We start from the raw sequence: 15,961 nt of genomic DNA, 5'->3' as shown, positions 1-15,961 counted from the left end.
GCGCGGTGGCGGCGCAGGGCGGGGCGGCGCTCGATCACTCGGCGCTGGTCAAGGCGCTCGAGCTGCTCGCCGGCCATACCGTCGCGCCGGATGCGTGATCGTCTTTTCAGATAACCCGGTCCGGTTTCCCAATCGGGATCCGCACCGTTAAATGAGTAAGCATTGCTGCCCCGGTAGTGGAACCCCACTGCCGGGGCAGTCTTTTGATGGCATGACGAGACAATTGTTCTGCGATTTACAACGCTTTACACGGTAGACAATACACCACCGCCGCGTTTAACTTGAATCAAAGTCGGGAAACTGCCCCCATCCCGGAACAACCCGACGTAACGGCAGGCGCGACGTTTGCGCACGGGGGTAAAATGAGCCTTGACGAAAGTCGTAGTGTGCCTAATCATGGCATACAAAATACCAGATAATGACGTCCGCGATGTACGGGGGTCGACGCGGACATTGGAGGGAGCCCTATGAAGGTCTGCATTTATGGTGCCGGCGCCATCGGCGGTTATGTCGGCGTGCAGCTGAAGCGCGCTGGCGTGGACGTCAGCCTGGTCGCGCGCGGTCCGCATCTCGAAGCCATGAAGGCCAATGGCCTTAAGCTCATCATCGACGGCGAGGAACGCGTCGAGCACATTCCCTGCTCCGACAACCCCGCCGATCTCGGCCCGCAGGACTATGTCATCGTCGCGCTGAAGGGCCATTCGGTCCCGGGCGTGGTCGATGCCATGCAGCCTCTGCTGGGCAACGACACCGCCGTGGTCACCGCCGTCAACGGCGTGCCCTACTGGTACTACTACAAGCATGGCGACCAGCTCGAGGGCCGCACGCTGGAGAGCGTCGATCCCGGCGGCAAGCAGTGGAAGGGCCTGCGTCCCGAGCGCGCTATCGGCTGCATCGTCTATCCGGCGACCGAAGTGGTGGCGCCGGGCGTCATCCAGCACGTCTATGGCGACAAGTTCCCGCTCGGCGAGCCCTCGGGCGAGATCTCCGAGCGCGTGACCAAGCTGTCGGAAGCCTTCGCGGCCGGCGGCCTGCGGGCCCCGGTGATGCCGAACATCCGCGACGAGCTGTGGCTGAAGCTGTGGGGCAATCTCTGCTTCAACCCGATCAGTGCGCTCACCCACGCCACCCTCGACACCATCGCCGGCGACCCGGGCACCCGCGCCGTCGCCAAGGCGATGATGCTGGAAGCGCAGGAGATCGCCGTGCAGTCGGGCGTCAATTTCCGTGTCGGCGTCGAGCGCCGCATCGATGGCGCCGGTGCGGTCGGCGCCCACAAGACCTCGATGCTGCAGGATCTCGAACGCTCCCGCGCCATGGAGATCGACCCGCTCGTCACCGTGGTGCAGGAGATGGGGCGCCTCGCCGGCATCCCGACCCCGACCATCGACATCGTGCTCGCTCTGGTGCGTCAGCGCGCCCAGATCGCCGGCTGCTACAACTGAGTCCTGAGTAAATGGCACATTGGGTTCGTTTCGAGCGCTCGGGCGTCGCCGGTTTCGGCACGCTCGAGGGCGACGGCATCGCCGTCTACACCGGCAACATGTTCAACGGTGCGCAGCCGACCGGGGAGAGCCTCGCGCTCGCCTCGGTGAAGCTGCTCACCCCGACGGTTCCGACCAAGATCATCGCGCTGTGGAACAATTTCCACGCGCTGGCGGCGAAGCTGAACTCTCCCGTCCCCGCCGACCCGCTCTACCTGCTCAAGGCTGGTTCCTGCCTCACCGAGCCCGGCGCGGAAGTGCGCCGGCCGGCCAGCTATGACGGCAAGGTGGTCTATGAGGGCGAGCTCGGCATCGTCATCGGCAAGACCGCGACCAACGTCTCCGAGGAAGAAGCCGGCGCGCACATCTTCGGCTACACCTGCGTCAACGACATCACCGCCGCCGACATCATCAACAAGGACGCGACCTTCGCCCAGTGGGTGCGCGCCAAGAGCTTCGACGGCTTCGGCCCGTTCGGCCCGGCCGTCGCCACCGACGTCGACCCCGCGACGCTGGTGGTGCGCACCATCCTCAATGGTGACGAGCGCCAGCGCTACCCGATCAGCGACATGGTGTTCTCGGCCCGCCAGCTGGTGAGCCGCATCTCGCACGACATGACGCTCAACCCCGGCGACCTGATCTGCTGCGGCACCTCGCTCGGCGTCGGCAGCATGAAGGATCCCACCAACACGGTGGAGATCACCATCGAGAGCATCGGTACGCTGGCCAATACATTTGTGCAGTAGCGTCTCGGCGCTGCACCGCGTAATAGAGAAAACGGATACGCCTATAGACGGGAGTGCCGCGCGCGCTCCCGTCCGTCCGGTTGTGGAGGAGCGGGATTTATGAATATCCATGAATATCAGGCCAAGGGAGTGCTCCGCGAATTCGGGGTCCCGGTGCCGAGCGGCGTCGCCATCCTGAGCGCCGACGAGGCCGATGCTGCGGCCGCGAAGATCGCCGGCCCGGTGTGGGTCGTGAAGAGCCAGATCCACGCCGGCGGCCGCGGCAAGGGCAAGTTCAAGGAAGCCGATGCGGGCGAGAAGGGCGGCGTGCGCGTCGTCAAGTCGGCGGCGGAAGCCGCGGCGAACGCCAAGCAGATCCTCGGCAAGACGCTGGTGACCATCCAGACCGGCCCGGCCGGCAAGCAGGTGGGCCGCGTCTACATCGAGGAAGGCTCCGACATCGACAAGGAGTTCTACCTCTCCGCGCTCGTCGACCGCGCCACTTCACGCGTCGCCTTCGTGGTGTCCACCGAAGGCGGCATGGACATCGAGGAAGTCGCCCATTCGACGCCCGAGAAGATCCACACCTTCTCGGTCGACCCGGCGACCGGCGTCATGCCGCATCACGGCCGCACCGTCGCCCAGGCGCTCGGGCTGACCGGCGACCTCGCCAAGCAGGCCGGCTCGCTGGTTGACAAGCTTTACAAGGCCTTCGTCGCCAAGGACATGGCGATGCTGGAGATCAACCCGCTGGTGATCACCAAGGGCGGCGAGCTGAAGTGCCTCGACGCCAAGATCTCCTTCGATTCCAACTCGCTCTACCGCCACGCCGACATCCTGGCGCTGCGCGACGAGAGCGAGGAGGACGCCAAGGAGATCGAGGCGTCCAAGTACGACCTCGCCTATATCGCCCTCGACGGCACCATCGGCTGCATGGTCAACGGCGCCGGCCTCGCCATGGCGACGCTGGACATCATCCAGCTCTACGGTGAATCCCCGGCCAACTTCCTCGACGTCGGTGGCGGCGCCACCGAGGAGAAGGTGACGGCAGCGTTCAAGATCATCACCTCCGATCCGCAGGTGAAGGGCATCCTCGTCAACATCTTCGGCGGCATCATGAAGTGCGACGTCATCGCGCGCGGCGTGCTCGCCGCGGTGAAGGCGGTCGGCCTCGAAGTGCCCCTCGTGGTGCGCCTTGAGGGCACCAATGTCGAGGAAGGCAAGGCGATCATCCGCGACAGCGGGCTGAACGTCATTCCGGCTGATGATCTCGACGACGCCGCCCAGAAGATCGTCAAGGCCGTGAAGGAGACCGTATGATGTCGGTTCTGATCACCAAAGAGACGAAGATCATCACCCAGGGCTTCACCGGCAAGAACGGTACCTTCCACTCCGAGCAGGCGCTTGCCTATGGCTCGAAGGTGGTTGGCGGCACCTCGCCGGGCAAGGGCGGTTCCGTCCATCTCGGCCTGCCGGTGTTCGACACCGTCGCCGAGGCCAGGGACAAGACCGGCGCCGACGCCTCGGTCATCTATGTGCCGCCCCCGGGCGCGGCCGACGCCATCTGCGAGGCGATCGCGGCGGAAATTCCGCTCATCGTCTGCATCACCGAGGGCATCCCGGTGCTCGACATGGTGAAGGTGCGCCGCGCGCTCGACGGTTCGAAGTCGCGCCTGGTCGGCCCGAACTGCCCGGGCATCGTCACCGCCGGTGAATCGAAGATCGGCATCATGCCGGCCAACATCTTCAAGAAGGGCAATGTCGGCATCGTCTCGCGCTCCGGCACGCTGACCTATGAAGCCGTGTTCCAGACCTCGCAGGAAGGCCTCGGCCAGACCACCGCGGTCGGCATCGGCGGCGACCCGGTGAAGGGCACCGAGTTCATCGACGTGCTCGAGCTGTTCCTCGCCGACGACGCCACCGAGTCGATCGTGATGATCGGCGAGATCGGCGGCTCGGCGGAAGAGGAAGCCGCGCAGTTCCTCAAGGACGAAGCCAAGCGCGGCCGCAAGAAGCCGATGGTCGGCTTCATCGCCGGCCGCACCGCCCCTCCCGGCCGCCGCATGGGCCATGCCGGCGCCATCATCTCCGGCGGCAAGGGCGGCGCCGAGGACAAGATCGCGGCAATGGAAGAGGCCGGCATCGTGGTCTCCCCCTCCCCCGCGCGCCTCGGCAAGACGCTGGTCGACGTGCTGAACAAGCGCGCCGCCGCCTGATCGCCACGGCCCGAGCGCGGCGACGTCGCGCCCGGGTCCGGCTTGTGAAAGAGAAAGCCCCGCTCCGGTAACCCGGAGCGGGGCTTTTTCATTGCCACGGCCGACGATGTGAGCGGCACGGCGAGACCGGGCGCCGGCAGACCGCAATGGCCGGCCCGTCGGCGACAGCGCTGGCGCCGACGCATGCCGCGGCACGGAACCACTGCCGCTCCCGGCTCGTTTCCCTCATGCCGTGACATGCCGTGCGGGGCGCGGGCAGCGACAGGAGGAACCGGCCATGCCGAAATTCGTGACGATCGGATATGGCGACCGGGCAGGCTATAACCGCCTCACCGCGGCCCTGCGCGAGGTCGCGCACGCCCATGACGAAAAGCTGCGCCGCGACGGCGCGCTGATGGGCATTGCGGGGCCCCCGGTGCAGTTGCGCAACCCGGATGCCACCGGGCTGGAGACCACCGACGGCGCCTTCATGTCGTCGTCCCTGCCAGTGGCCGGCTTCGCGGTGATCGAGGCCGCCGACATGGCGCAGGCGGTCCGCCTCCTGTCGCTCACGCCCTGTGCCGTGGCGCATGGCGTGGTCGAGATCTGGCCGTTGCAGGAACCGTGAGGGCGTCCGCAAGCGGCCCCCTCACTCTCCCGGCGCCGCTAGCTTCTTCGGCCGGGGGCCGCCTTCAGATCGGATAGGCTTCCGGCGGCAGGACGGCAAGTTCGGCCTCGGCCGAAAGCGTGTGCGCGAGCATGATCGTCATCCAGGCATGAGCGATGATCAGGACCGGCAGGACGGGGAAAACCGCCTCGAACATTGATGCCTCCATGGCGTTGTCTGTTGCAGAGCACCATAAGTGAGACATCGTGTATCTGGTATACCATATACCAAAACCTACCCATGCGTAAAATGCATAGGTGATCCTCCCTAAGTATTAGGGACGCTGCGGAATGCCAGAAATTGAATGTGAATCGCAGCGACGGGACGGCGTCGGCCATCCCGCGTCAGCTGTTATTAGGCTGCACCGGCTGATGTGAATCGCGGCGGCGAAACGGGTTCGCCGCGCCGCGTCAGTTGCCGTTGGGCTGCGCCGGCTGCTGCGGACGCAGCAGGCCCCAGGCGGTGAAGGCGGTGCGGAAGGCTTCCTCGCCAGCCGCGCCCTTCTCCACCACGAGAATGGCACGACGGCCGTTCTCGAACACCACCGGCACGTTGAGGAAGCCGCGGCTGAACAGCATGCTCATATTATACTGCTGCTCGCGGTCGCCCGAGAGCAGGCCGACGAGGAAGTAGCCGGGCGCCACCCGCACCGCGAGGCCGCGCAGCGGCGCGCCCTGCGCCCCCTCCGAAGCCATCGCCTGAATGCCCGGCACGCTCGACACATTGCCGTAGTCGAAATCCGGCGGCAGCTGGAACTGCACCTCGACGATATGCGAGGCGGGAATGTTGGGATCCGGATTCCGGCGAATGGTCATCGTCGCCTTGAAGTTCCGGTCGGGTATGTCGATCAGCGCGCGGATGCCGATGTCCTGCGCCTGGCCGGTGCCCGGCTGGAAGTTCTCGGTGCTCCAGGTCACCTTGCCGACGAATTGCTGCACGCCTTGGCCGCTGCCGGCCGATTCCTCCAGCAGCATCGCGCGCGGCGCCGCCTGCACCGCCGGCGGCGGAGCGACGGGCTGCTGGGCGGTGGCCGCCGACGGCGCCTGCGCCACGCGGTCGGTCGATTTGGCGGTCGCCTCCGGGGCCGGCGTACCGGCTGGCGCCTGCGCCGTCTGCTGGGCCGGGGTGGCGGACGACGACGCGCTTTGCGTCGAGCCGGTCAACCGGGCGCGCTGGCTGTACAAGCCGCCGGCGACGGCGAGCAGCACCAGCACCGCCACGGCGCCGATGATCAGGCCCTTGCGTCGCCCGCGCGCGGCGCCCGCCTGCGGGTCGGCGGCATCGAGATCGGTATCCTCGTCAAGCAGTGCCGGCCGTTCGGTCCGCTGCCAGAGTTCGTCCTCGGCGTCGCCCTCGCCATCGAGCGCGCGCGGACGTGGCGCCCGCCCGGAAAGTTCGGCGGCCGGCGTGTCCACCGGCGCCGGAGCAGCAGTCGGCTGCTCAGGCATGGGGATGAACGACTTGGATACCGCAGGCTGCGCCGCCTCAGATTTGGGCGCGGCAGGCTTCGGGGCCTCGGCTTTCGGCGCCTCGGCTTTCGGGGCTTCAGGTTTGGGAGCGGCGGGCTTGGGTGCCACAGGCTTGGGAGCAGCCACGGCCGGCCCGGGCGTCGCCGGCTCCGGCGGAGGCGTGGGCCGCGACGGCACGACGGGAGCCGCCTGCGGCGCCGCCGCAGGCTCGGGATCGTGAGCGCCGTAGTCGGCTTCCACCCGGCGGATCGCCACTTCCAGGAAATCCTGCTGGCGGGCGATATCCTCCGCCTGCATCGGCGGATTGACGCCGCTCAGCTGCGCCAGCAGCGCCTTGCGCGCCCTGGCATAGATCGCCGCGCGCGCCTCACGGCCCTTGGTGGACTGCTGGTCGATGGCGCGGGCGAGAAGCGGGTAATAATCAGCCATACGCTAAGGGATCACCTATACGGGATATCAAGCCTCGAAGGGGTTCTGCACGAGGATTGTATCATCACGCTCGGGGCTGGTGGACAGCAGCGCCACCGGGCAACCGATCAGTTCTTCGATACGGCGGACATATTTCACCGCCTCGGCCGGCAGGCCAGCCCAGGAGCGGGCGCCGGCGGTGGATTCGGTCCAGCCCTCGATGGTCTCGTAGATCGGCTCGACCCGCGCCTGCGCGTCCTGGCCGGCGGGGAGATAGTCGATCTCCTGCCCGTCCAGCCGGTACCGGGTGCACACTTTCAGTTCGGCGAAGCCATCGAGCACGTCGAGCTTGGTCAGTGCGATGCCGTTGATGCCGGAGGTCCGCACGGTCTGGCGCACCAGCACGGCGTCGAACCAGCCGCAGCGGCGCGGCCGGCCGGTGACGGTGCCGAACTCATGGCCGCGCTCGCCGATCTTGCGGCCGATCGCGTCGTCGAGCTCCGAGGGGAAGGGGCCCTCGCCGACGCGCGTGGTGTAGGCCTTGGTGATGCCGAGCACATAGCCGATCGCCCCCGGCCCGAGGCCGGAGCCGGTCGCCGCCTGCGCCGCCACCGTGTTGGAGGAGGTGACGAAGGGATAGGTGCCGTGGTCGACGTCGAGCAGCGCGCCCTGCGCGCCCTCGAACAGGATCTTGGAGCCATGCCGGCGCTCGTCGTCGAGCAGCGCCCAGGTGCGGTCCATATAGGGCAGCACCTTCGGCGCCAGCGCCAGCAGCTCGGCCTTGAGCGCCTCGCCATCGACGGCATCGAGCCCGAGGCCACGGCGCAGCGCGTTGTGATGGGTGAGCAGCCGCTCGATCTTGGCGCCGAGTGTGTCGGGGAAGGCGAGGTCCATCAGGCGGATGGCACGCCGGCCGACCTTGTCCTCATAGGCCGGGCCGATGCCGCGCTTGGTGGTGCCGATCTTGGTGCCGGCGGCGGCGGCGTTCTCGCGTATAGCGTCGAGCTCGCGGTGCAGCGGCAGGATGAGAGTGACGTTCTCGGCGATGCGCAGGCGCTCCGGCGTCACCTCGACGCCCTGGTCGCGAATGCGGCCGATCTCGTCGATCAGCGCCTGCGGATCCAGCACCACGCCATTGCCGATCACCGACAGCCGCGCCCCGCGCACGAGGCCCGAGGGCAGCAGCGAGAGTTTGTAGGTCTTGTTGCCCACCACCAGCGTATGGCCGGCATTGTGCCCGCCCTGGAAGCGGACCACGACGTCCGCCTGCTCGCTGAGCCAGTCGACAATCTTGCCTTTACCCTCGTCGCCCCATTGGGATCCGACGACGACCACATTCGCCACGAGCCGAGCTCCTGATTGCGGCGCGCGAAATGGCACGGGAAGCACCGGGCGCGCACGAAAGGAAACCCGGCGAAGCGATCCGGCCGGGGTGCCCACCTCTTAAGGGATCGGCCGGAGGGAGGCAAGGACATGTCCAACCTTGGACCGCCTCCAGAATAGGCCGCCCACCGCGCCGAGGCATCGGGCCGGGCCGTGGTGACAGCGCGACATTGCAGCCCTGCAAGCGATCCCCGCTTGCCAGCGCGACAGCGCGGCACGACTTTAACGGGGTGACGTTACCGCATTCCGAGGCCCGATCATGACCGCCCCCACCCTTGCCCCCTCCGCCGGGACCGCTCCCGCCCTTCCCGCGTCGCTGCGCATGGGCGCGGTGCGCCTGCGGGTGCGCGACGGCGCGCGCTCGGTCGCCTTCTACCGCGACGTGGTCGGCCTCACCCCGCTCGGCACCGGCCCGGAGGGCGAGATTCGCCTCGGCGCCGGCGGCCGCGCGCTGGTCGAGCTGGAGGTGGCGCCGGGCGCCACGCCGCGTCCGCGCGGCACTACCGGCCTGTTCCACCTCGCCATATTGGTGCCGGACCGCACGGCGCTGGCGGTGGTGCTGCGCCGCCTCGCCGCCTACCGCGTCCCGATCGGCGCCTCCGACCATCTGGTCAGCGAGGCGCTGTATTTCGACGATCCGGACGGCAACGGCATCGAGGTCTATCGCGACCGCGCGCGCGCCGAATGGCGCTGGCAGGGCGGCAGCGTCGCCATGGCGACCGAGCCGCTCGACCTCCACCGGCTGATCGCCGAGGCGCCGACGCTGGTGCCGGTCGAGCAGAAGATGCCGGACGCCACCGTCATGGGCCATGTACATCTGCAGGTCGGCGAGCTCGACGCCGCCCGCCGCTTCTATGTCGGGCATCTCGGCTTCGCCATCACCACCGAGAGCTATCCCGGCGCGCTGTTCGTGTCGGCCGGCGGCTATCACCACCATCTCGGCCTCAATGTCTGGCAGAGCCGGCGCGGCGGACCGGCCCCGGAGGGGTCGGTCGGCCTGGTGCGCTACGAGGTGCTGCTGCCGGAAGCCGAGATCGCCGCGCTGCGCGCCCGCCTCGTCGCGGCCGGCGAGAGCGTCGAGGATGTCGCCGGCGGCTTCACCGTCGCCGATCCGTGGGCGACGCGCGCCGCCTTCCTCGCCGGCTGAACCGGCGCGACAAAACCACTCAGCCCATCGGCCGGCGCCGGAGGAGGAAACACGGTCAGCCCCGTCCGCCGCAAGGCGGCCGGGCCCGGCTTGCGGCAAGCATCAGCACTCGCGATTGCAACGGCAACATCTTCTCATCGGTCGGCCAATTCCAAAGCGGGGCAAAAGCCTCTAGATCGAATGCCCGTTTCGCAGGCATTCCGGTCCCGCCATGTTCCGCCGGCTCAATGATGCGCCTTATCTGCTGCTGTCGCTGACGAGCTTGTTCTGGGCCGGCAACATCGTGGTCGGCCGGCTTGCCGCCGGCCATGTGCCGCCCATCGGCCTCGCCTTCCTGCGCTGGGTGATCGCCTCGGCGATCCTCATGCCGTTCGCCTGGCCGCTGCTGCGGCGCGAGTGGCCGCTGCTGCGCGGCCACGTCGTGGTGGTCCTGGTGCTGTCGCTCACCGGCATCGCCGCCTTCAACACCATGATGTATTGGGGCCTGCAATACACGCCGGCGATCAACGCGCTGCTGATCCAGTCGACCGGCCCGCTGATGATCGCCTTCTGGTCGCTGGCCATCAATCGCGAGCGCCTGTCGCTCGGCCAACTCGCCGGCATCCTTTTGTCGCTTTTCGGCGTCTTCGTCATCATCTGCCGTGGCGACCCGGCGGTGGCGCTGCACATCGACTTCAACGTCGGCGACCTGTGGGCGCTCGCCGCCATGGTGGTCTACGGCGCCTATTCGGCACTGCTGGCGCGGCGGCCGGGCATGACCCCGATCGGCTTCCTCGCCGTCACCACCGTGCTCGGCAGCCTGATGCTGGCGCCGCTCTTCATCTGGGAGCGCATGGAAGGCGTGCCCTTCCACGCCGATCTCAAGACGCTGGCGGTCGTCGTCTATGTCGGCCTGTTCCCCTCGGTGCTCGCCTATCTCTGCTTCATCCGCGGCGTGCATCTCGTCGGGCCGAACCGCGCCGCGCCGTTCTTCCACCTGATGCCGGTGTTCGGCTCGGTGCTGGCCATCGCCTTTCTCGGCGAGCAGTTCCACCTCTACCACGCGGTCGGCTACGCGCTGGTCCTGTCCGGCATCGCCATCGCCACGCTGTGGGGCCAGCGCCGGACCGCCGTGCCGCCGCCGGAGTGATCAGCCAAGCTCGAAGCTCGCCACCCCGTAGAGCCGCTCCAGCGCCACCGGCCGCACCCGTCCGCGATACATGCGCGCGGTCCCGAACACCGGCGAGAAGCCATAACGTTCCGCCAGCGCCACCGCCGCCGCGTTCGGCTCGGGCACGTCGAGGAACACCTCGCCGCCCTCCGCCGCCGCCAGCAGCGCGGCGAGCACCGCCTCGGCCGCCTGCGGGTCTTCGGCATTGAGCGGCCCGATCTTGCAGCCGGCACGCGCCGGCCGGATCACCCCCCAGCCGGCAAGACGCCCCTCGCGCAGCAACGCCCGCCCGACATGGCCGGGCGTGTCGCGCCAGCGGGCGAGGAAGGCGTCCCGCGCCGCGGGGAACACCCGCGCGTCATCCGCCGCCACCTGCGCGAACGGCACCTCGCCGAGGTCGACGATCCCCGCCGGCATGTTACCGCCCGCCCGCGCGACGGCGCGAAACCGGATGTTGCGATGGGACAGCGCGAAGCCCTCTTTGGCGTAGTTCGCCTGCTGCGCCACCACCCCGTCGAGCCCGATGCTGCGCGCCCCGGCATGGGCGAGGCCGGCCTGCCACAGCCGGTAGCCGATGCCGTGGCCGCGCATCTCCGGCCGCACGATGTAGAAGCCGAGAAAGGCGAAGGCGGCGTCATAATTCACCACCGAGATCACCGCCGCCGGCGCCCCGCCCTCTTCGGCGATCAGGAAGCCCTGCGGGTCGACTGCCCCGAAGGCGCCGGCATCGGCGCGGCCGGGGTTCCACCCCTCCCCGGCCGCCCAATCGATCGCGAGCGGGATTTCCTCCGGCCGCATGGCACGGATGATAAGGCTATCGCTCACCGATTCGCTCCGTTCGCCCATCGTTCAAGTTGCCGCCCATGATAAGCGACCTCCTCCTCGGCCTTGCGGTCAGCCTCGTCGCCATGCTGATCCACCTCGGCGGCACGCTGCTGCTCGTGGTGCTGATGAACCCGTTCCACGACGTCATGCGCACGCGCACCCATCTCCGCTTCACCATAGCGCTGGTCGCCACCTATCTGGTGATGCTGTCGGCCCATGTGCTGGAGGTCGGCCTATGGGGCCTGCTCTACGACACGCTCGGCCTCTCCGAACGCTCCGAGGACGCCTACTACGCCGCCTTCGTCAATTACACCACGCTGGGCTATGGCGGCTCGCAGCGGATCACCGAGACCCGCCTGCTCGGCCCGCTCGCCTCGGCGAACGGCATCCTGATGTTCGGCTGGTCGACGGCGATCCTGGTCCTCGTCGTGCAGCGCCATCTGCCCGCCCGCCTCTCCGCGCGGGACTGAGCGCCGCCGGCGCGCCCGGCCGGCTATTCGCCCGTGCAGCTCAGCGGCGGCGCGTTCTCGCCCTTGGTGAGGTCGTAGAGGTCGCCATTACTGCCCTTGCTCCACCAGATGAAGCGCCCGCCGGCATAGCGGGCGCCGGAGCCGGACAGCACATTGGCCAGCACCACGAACTCGCCTCCGACCGTGAGGCTCGCCAGCGCCACCGGCGGGGCGTTGTAGTAGCTCACCTTGAGCCGGCTGCCGTCGGCGCAGCGATAGGCGGCGTGGATCGTCTGCGCCTTGGCGCCCTTGGGCAGGGGAATGGCGAGCGTGTCGGCACCGGCCGCGCCGGCGGCCATGCAGAGCGCCAGCACGCCGGCGGCGCACAGGATCGGCTTCGTCATCTCGTCCCTCCTCACGCCGGCGGATGCTCGGCATGCCAGTGGCGGGCGATGTCGACGCGGCGCGGCACCCACACCCGGTCGTGGCGGGCGATGTGGTCGAGGAAGCGCTCCAGCGCCACGATGCGCCCCGGCCGGCCGACGAGGCGGCAATGCAGCCCCACCGACATCATCTTCGGCGCTTCCGAGCCCTCGGCATAGAGCGCGTCGAAGCTGTCGCGCAGATAGGCGAAGAACGCGTCGCCATTGGAGAACCCCGCCGGAATGGCGAAGCGCATGTCGTTGGCGTCGAGCGTGTAGGGGATGGTCAGATGCGGCTTCTCCGGCCCGGCCACCCAATAGGGTAGCTCGTCGGCATAGGTGTCGGAATCGTAGAGGAAGCCGCCCTCCTCCATGGTGATCTGCCGCGAATTGACCGAGGTGCGCCCGGTGTACCAGCCCAGCGGCCGCTCGCCGGTCACCTGGGTGTGCAGGGCGATGGCGGCGTCGAAATCCGCCTTCTCCGCCGCGTAGCTGTGGTCGCGATAGTCGATCCAGCGCAGCCCGTGGCTGGCGATCTCCCAGTCCGCCTCCTTCATCGCCGCCACCGCCTCCGGGTTGCGGGCGAGCGCGGTGGCCACGCCGAACACCGTGACCGGCAGGTTGCGGCGGGTGAACAGCCGCCACAGTCGCCAGAAGCCGGCGCGGGCGCCATATTCGTAGATCGACTCCATGTTCATGTGCCGCATGCCCGGCCAGGGCTGGGCGCCGACGATCTCGGAGAGGAAGGCCTCGGAGGCGGCGTCGCCATGCAGGATGCAGTTCTCGCCGCCTTCCTCGTAATTGACCACGAACTGCACCGCCACCCGCGCCCGGCCCGGCCAGCGCGGATCCGGCGCGTGGCGGCCATAGCCGATGAGGTCGCGGGGATAGGGCTGGTCGTAGCTGAAGATCGGCGGCATGCGGCACACTCGCGGTACGGGACGCGGAACCGACGGCCGTGCAAGGCATATGCCGGAAGCATGCGGCCGCCGCATGGGCGGGAGACGATATCGGCGCGAGACAATCGCGTCGCCTGACGGCATAAAACTCGCCAAGCCTCTCGACAATCCGTGCTGGGCGCTTTTGATAGGTCCATGCTCTCGGGCGCCGTCCGTGCCGTGCTGTCGCTACGTCATCCGCCTCACGCTCTCCGCCCAAGGTCGCCACCAAAGGTCTCACAATGTCGCTTCCCGATCCCAGCTTCCTCCTTGCCCGCGCCCCGGTCGTGCCCGTCGTCACCGTGCCCAGCGTCACGGCCGGCGTGAAGCTCGCCCGCGCGCTGGTCGAGGGCGGGTTGCCGCTCATCGAGGTCACGCTGCGCACCCCGGCGGCGCTGGAGGCGATGGCCGCCATCGCGGCGGAAGTGCCGGATGCCGTGGTCGGCGCCGGCACCGTCACCCGCCCGGACCTGGTCGAGAAGTCGATTGCCGCCGGCGCCCGCTTCCTGGTCTCGCCCGGCGTCACCCCGGCACTGCTGGAGGCCTTCGCCGAGGCGCCGGTGCCGGTGTTGCCCGGCTGCGCCACCGCCTCCGAGGCGATGACGCTGGCCGCCATGGGCTTCTCGGTGCTGAAGCTGTTCCCGGCCGAGGCGGTCGGCGGCTCGAACCTGATCAAGTCGCTCGCCGCGCCGCTGCCGGACCTGCGCTTCTGCCCCACCGGCGGCATCGGCCCGGACAATGTCGGCAAGTACCTGTCGCAGCCCAACATCCTCGCGGTCGGCGGCTCCTGGGTCTGCCCGAACGATCTGGTGGCGGCCGGCGACTGGGGCCGCATCGTCGAGCTCTCCAAGGCCGCCGCCAAGCTGCACCGCGCCGCCTTCCCGGGCTGAGCCGTCCCGCCTCGCACCATGCCGGCGTGAGGCACCGGCCGTCTCGTCGCGGGCGTGGCGGCAGGGTTCGTGATCGGTGTCGTCGCCTCGATCCTCGGCGTTGCCGGAGGCGAGCTGTTGATCCCGACCCTCGTCCTCCTGTTCGGCGCCGATATCAAGCTGGCGGGAAGCCTGTCGCCGGCGGTGAGTTTGCCGACGATGCTCGTCGGCTTCACGCGGTACAGCCGGGATCGGAGCTTTTCCGTGCTCGGGCGCAACCTTGCCTTCCTGATCACGATGGCGGTGGGGTCGATCCTCGGCACCTTCATCGGCGGCCGGCTTCTCGGCCTGGTGCCGAGTGCGCTGCTGCTGCCTGCCCTGGCCGCGATCCTGTTGATTTCGGCGGTGAAGGTCTGGCGTCACAGCCGCCACAAGCCGTGATCCCCGCCGCCGATCCCGCCACCCGTGCCGATCCGACGCCGCCGGCGCCCGACGTGGTCGCAGCGCCCCGCGCGGCAGCCGCTCACCCGGCCGGCCACTCGGCCTTCCACAGCCGCATCAGTTCCGGCCGCAGCGCCGGGGGCACCGTGCCGAGCGGCTTCTTCATCCGCTTCACCGATACGAGGCCGAACAGTTCCCCCGCCTCCGGCCGGTAGAGCACCAGCATGGCGTTGTCGCCGCAATCATGCGTCTTGCAGGTGGCGACCAGCAGGTAGCGCCCGCCCGCCAGCGTTTCGATCTTCTGCTCGCCCGGCCCCTGCATGTCGACCAGCCAGCCCTCGGTTCTGGCGAGTGGGCCAAGCGCCTTCAGATAGGCGGCCTTGAAGCCGGGATCGGTCATCGCGCCGATATCGGCGAACTGGTCCACGCCAGTCGCCGCGCTCGCCCGCATGGTCGGCGGCGTCTGCGGCTCGGGCTGCGGCTCGGCGACCTGCGCCCCGCAGCGCCTCAGCGACCCCTTGCCGGCGACAGCGGCCAGCGCCCGCTCGGCGGTGCCAAGATGTTCGCCGTCCGAGGTCCACAATTCGTTGCGCAGTACCGAGACGATGAGGCCCTCGCCTTCGCCCTGCAGGAAATAGGTGATGGAAGCGTCCTCAGTCCCCATATAATTGGTGAGCAGGCCCGGCTTGACGAAGGCTGCCGATCCGGCCGCCGTTTCGATACGGATTTCCTTGGCGCTCACCGTCGCCCTCGGTAATTGCGTGCAGTCGCCGTTCGGCGCGAAGCTGCCATAGGTCTCGGGGAACAGGCTGAGATTGTCCCCCGGTCCCGTTGCGCCGGATACCGCCGGCTTAGACGGCGCCACGTTCGGTTCCGCCACCGGACTGGCCGCTACCGGCGCGGCCGGCTTGGAGGGGACAGTAGCGACCGGCGGCGCGGCCGGCGGACAGTTCGTCGCCAGATAATGCTGCCCGTCGAAGCGCCATACCGGCTGGCAGCCCTTGCCCTCCAGCGTGAAATCCGCCCAGCCATGCGCGCGCGTGCCGAGCGGCTTCACCACGCCGGGCGCCGTGCCGATCGCCACCCAGCGCCCGGCACGGTCGCGCGCCAGCACTTTGGACTGAATGCCCGGCTTGACCCCGTAGCAGGCCGGATCGCGATCCTGCGACACCGCCTCCTGCCGACCGTCGCCGTCAAGGTCGATGAACTTCACCTTGGGATCTGTCGGCCGGCCGCAGGGATTCACCACCTTGCCGCCCTTCAGCGACATGCCGGCGGCGGTCATCAATTGCAGCGCGTCGGCGCCGTCGCGCACCTGCGCGCCGGCCGGGACGAGGGAGGCGAGAAGGAGCACGAAAGCGACGAACGCGCGGAGCGGCATGACGATCC

At 68.7% G+C, this 15,961-nt stretch carries 15 protein-coding genes and 2 pseudogenes; 10 read left to right on the top strand and 7 right to left on the bottom strand.

The window, feature by feature from the left end; genetic code table 11:
• Positions 1-467: 467 nt before the first annotated feature.
• The 5 genes from LGR54_RS20550 to LGR54_RS20530 all read left to right on the top strand — a co-directional run bounded on the left by LGR54_RS20550 (position 468) and on the right by LGR54_RS20530 (position 5,032).
• Positions 468-1,445 carry a 2-dehydropantoate 2-reductase gene (locus LGR54_RS20550; protein ID WP_230363822.1) on the top strand — a complete coding sequence of 326 codons (978 nt, stop codon included), beginning with the start codon at positions 468-470 and terminating at the stop codon, positions 1,443-1,445.
• An 11-nt stretch (positions 1,446-1,456) separates the two neighbouring features.
• Positions 1,457-2,230, top strand: a complete 774-nt coding sequence (locus LGR54_RS20545) for a fumarylacetoacetate hydrolase family protein (RefSeq protein ID WP_230363821.1) — start codon at positions 1,457-1,459, stop codon at positions 2,228-2,230.
• Positions 2,231-2,329: 99 nt separating this feature from the next.
• Positions 2,330-3,529, top strand: coding sequence for an ADP-forming succinate--CoA ligase subunit beta (gene sucC / locus LGR54_RS20540; protein ID WP_214007112.1), 1,200 nt, complete (start codon positions 2,330-2,332; stop codon positions 3,527-3,529).
• Positions 3,529-4,425, top strand: coding sequence for a succinate--CoA ligase subunit alpha (gene sucD / locus LGR54_RS20535; RefSeq protein ID WP_230363820.1), 897 nt, complete (start codon positions 3,529-3,531; stop codon positions 4,423-4,425). Before sucC ends, sucD begins: the two co-directional genes overlap by 1 nt.
• Before the next feature lie 277 nt (positions 4,426-4,702).
• On the top strand, positions 4,703-5,032 hold the full coding sequence (locus LGR54_RS20530; RefSeq protein ID WP_230363819.1) for a transcription initiation protein: 330 nt from the start codon (positions 4,703-4,705) through the stop codon (positions 5,030-5,032).
• A 64-nt stretch (positions 5,033-5,096) separates the two neighbouring features.
• Here the strand turns inward: LGR54_RS20530 and LGR54_RS25825 are convergent, their stop codons facing one another.
• From LGR54_RS25825 to LGR54_RS20520, 3 genes are all read right to left on the bottom strand, one after another.
• A complete protein-coding gene (locus tag LGR54_RS25825) occupies positions 5,097-5,228 on the bottom strand; it encodes a hypothetical protein (RefSeq protein ID WP_255607786.1) in 132 nt (43 codons plus the stop codon).
• A 253-nt stretch (positions 5,229-5,481) separates the two neighbouring features.
• Positions 5,482-6,969: a hypothetical protein gene (locus tag LGR54_RS20525; protein ID WP_230363818.1), complete on the bottom strand. Its 1,488-nt coding sequence runs from the start codon at positions 6,967-6,969 to the stop codon at positions 5,482-5,484.
• Positions 6,970-6,996: 27 nt separating this feature from the next.
• On the bottom strand, positions 6,997-8,292 hold the full coding sequence (locus LGR54_RS20520; RefSeq protein ID WP_214007116.1) for an adenylosuccinate synthase: 1,296 nt from the start codon (positions 8,290-8,292) through the stop codon (positions 6,997-6,999).
• A 298-nt stretch (positions 8,293-8,590) separates the two neighbouring features.
• On the opposite strand from LGR54_RS20520, the gene LGR54_RS20515 reads away from it, so the two are divergent.
• Both LGR54_RS20515 and LGR54_RS20510 read left to right on the top strand, forming a co-directional pair.
• Entirely contained in the window at positions 8,591-9,478 is an 888-nt protein-coding gene (locus LGR54_RS20515; RefSeq protein WP_230363817.1) for a VOC family protein, read from the top strand.
• A gap of 211 nt (positions 9,479-9,689) precedes the next feature.
• Positions 9,690-10,607, top strand: a complete 918-nt coding sequence (locus LGR54_RS20510; RefSeq protein ID WP_230363816.1) for a DMT family transporter — start codon at positions 9,690-9,692, stop codon at positions 10,605-10,607.
• Here the strand turns inward: LGR54_RS20510 and LGR54_RS20505 are convergent, their stop codons facing one another.
• Positions 10,608-11,474: a GNAT family N-acetyltransferase gene (locus LGR54_RS20505; protein WP_255607782.1), complete on the bottom strand. Its 867-nt coding sequence runs from the start codon at positions 11,472-11,474 to the stop codon at positions 10,608-10,610.
• A gap of 17 nt (positions 11,475-11,491) precedes the next feature.
• On the opposite strand from LGR54_RS20505, the gene LGR54_RS20500 reads away from it, so the two are divergent.
• Entirely contained in the window at positions 11,492-11,923 is a 432-nt protein-coding gene (locus LGR54_RS20500) for an ion channel (protein ID WP_230363814.1), read from the top strand.
• Positions 11,924-11,946: 23 nt separating this feature from the next.
• Here the strand turns inward: LGR54_RS20500 and LGR54_RS20495 are convergent, their stop codons facing one another.
• Complete coding sequence (locus LGR54_RS20495) at positions 11,947-12,306, bottom strand: MliC family protein (protein ID WP_230363813.1); 360 nt, start codon at positions 12,304-12,306, stop codon at positions 11,947-11,949.
• 20 nt (positions 12,307-12,326) lie between these two features.
• Positions 12,327-13,244, bottom strand: a pseudogene (gene puuE, locus LGR54_RS20490) (allantoinase PuuE); the annotation flags it as partial.
• Positions 13,245-13,504: 260 nt separating this feature from the next.
• Between puuE and eda the strand changes: the two are divergent.
• Positions 13,505-14,152: a bifunctional 4-hydroxy-2-oxoglutarate aldolase/2-dehydro-3-deoxy-phosphogluconate aldolase gene (gene eda / locus LGR54_RS20485; protein ID WP_230363811.1), complete on the top strand. Its 648-nt coding sequence runs from the start codon at positions 13,505-13,507 to the stop codon at positions 14,150-14,152.
• A gap of 39 nt (positions 14,153-14,191) precedes the next feature.
• Positions 14,192-14,572: pseudogene (locus LGR54_RS20480) on the top strand (TSUP family transporter); the annotation flags it as partial.
• Between the two features lie 82 nt (positions 14,573-14,654).
• Here LGR54_RS20480 and LGR54_RS20475 read toward each other — a convergent pair.
• The gene (locus tag LGR54_RS20475; RefSeq protein WP_230363810.1) at positions 14,655-15,953 is read right to left on the bottom strand and encodes an Ivy family c-type lysozyme inhibitor; all 1,299 of its coding nucleotides are present in this window, start codon (positions 15,951-15,953) and stop codon (positions 14,655-14,657) included.
• Positions 15,954-15,961: the final 8 nt, after the last annotated feature.

It is taken from the genome of Ancylobacter sp. Lp-2 (genome assembly GCF_020523795.1).
Classification (GTDB): Bacteria; Pseudomonadota; Alphaproteobacteria; order Rhizobiales; family Xanthobacteraceae; genus Ancylobacter.
This window is presented reverse-complemented; position numbering and strand designations above follow the sequence as displayed.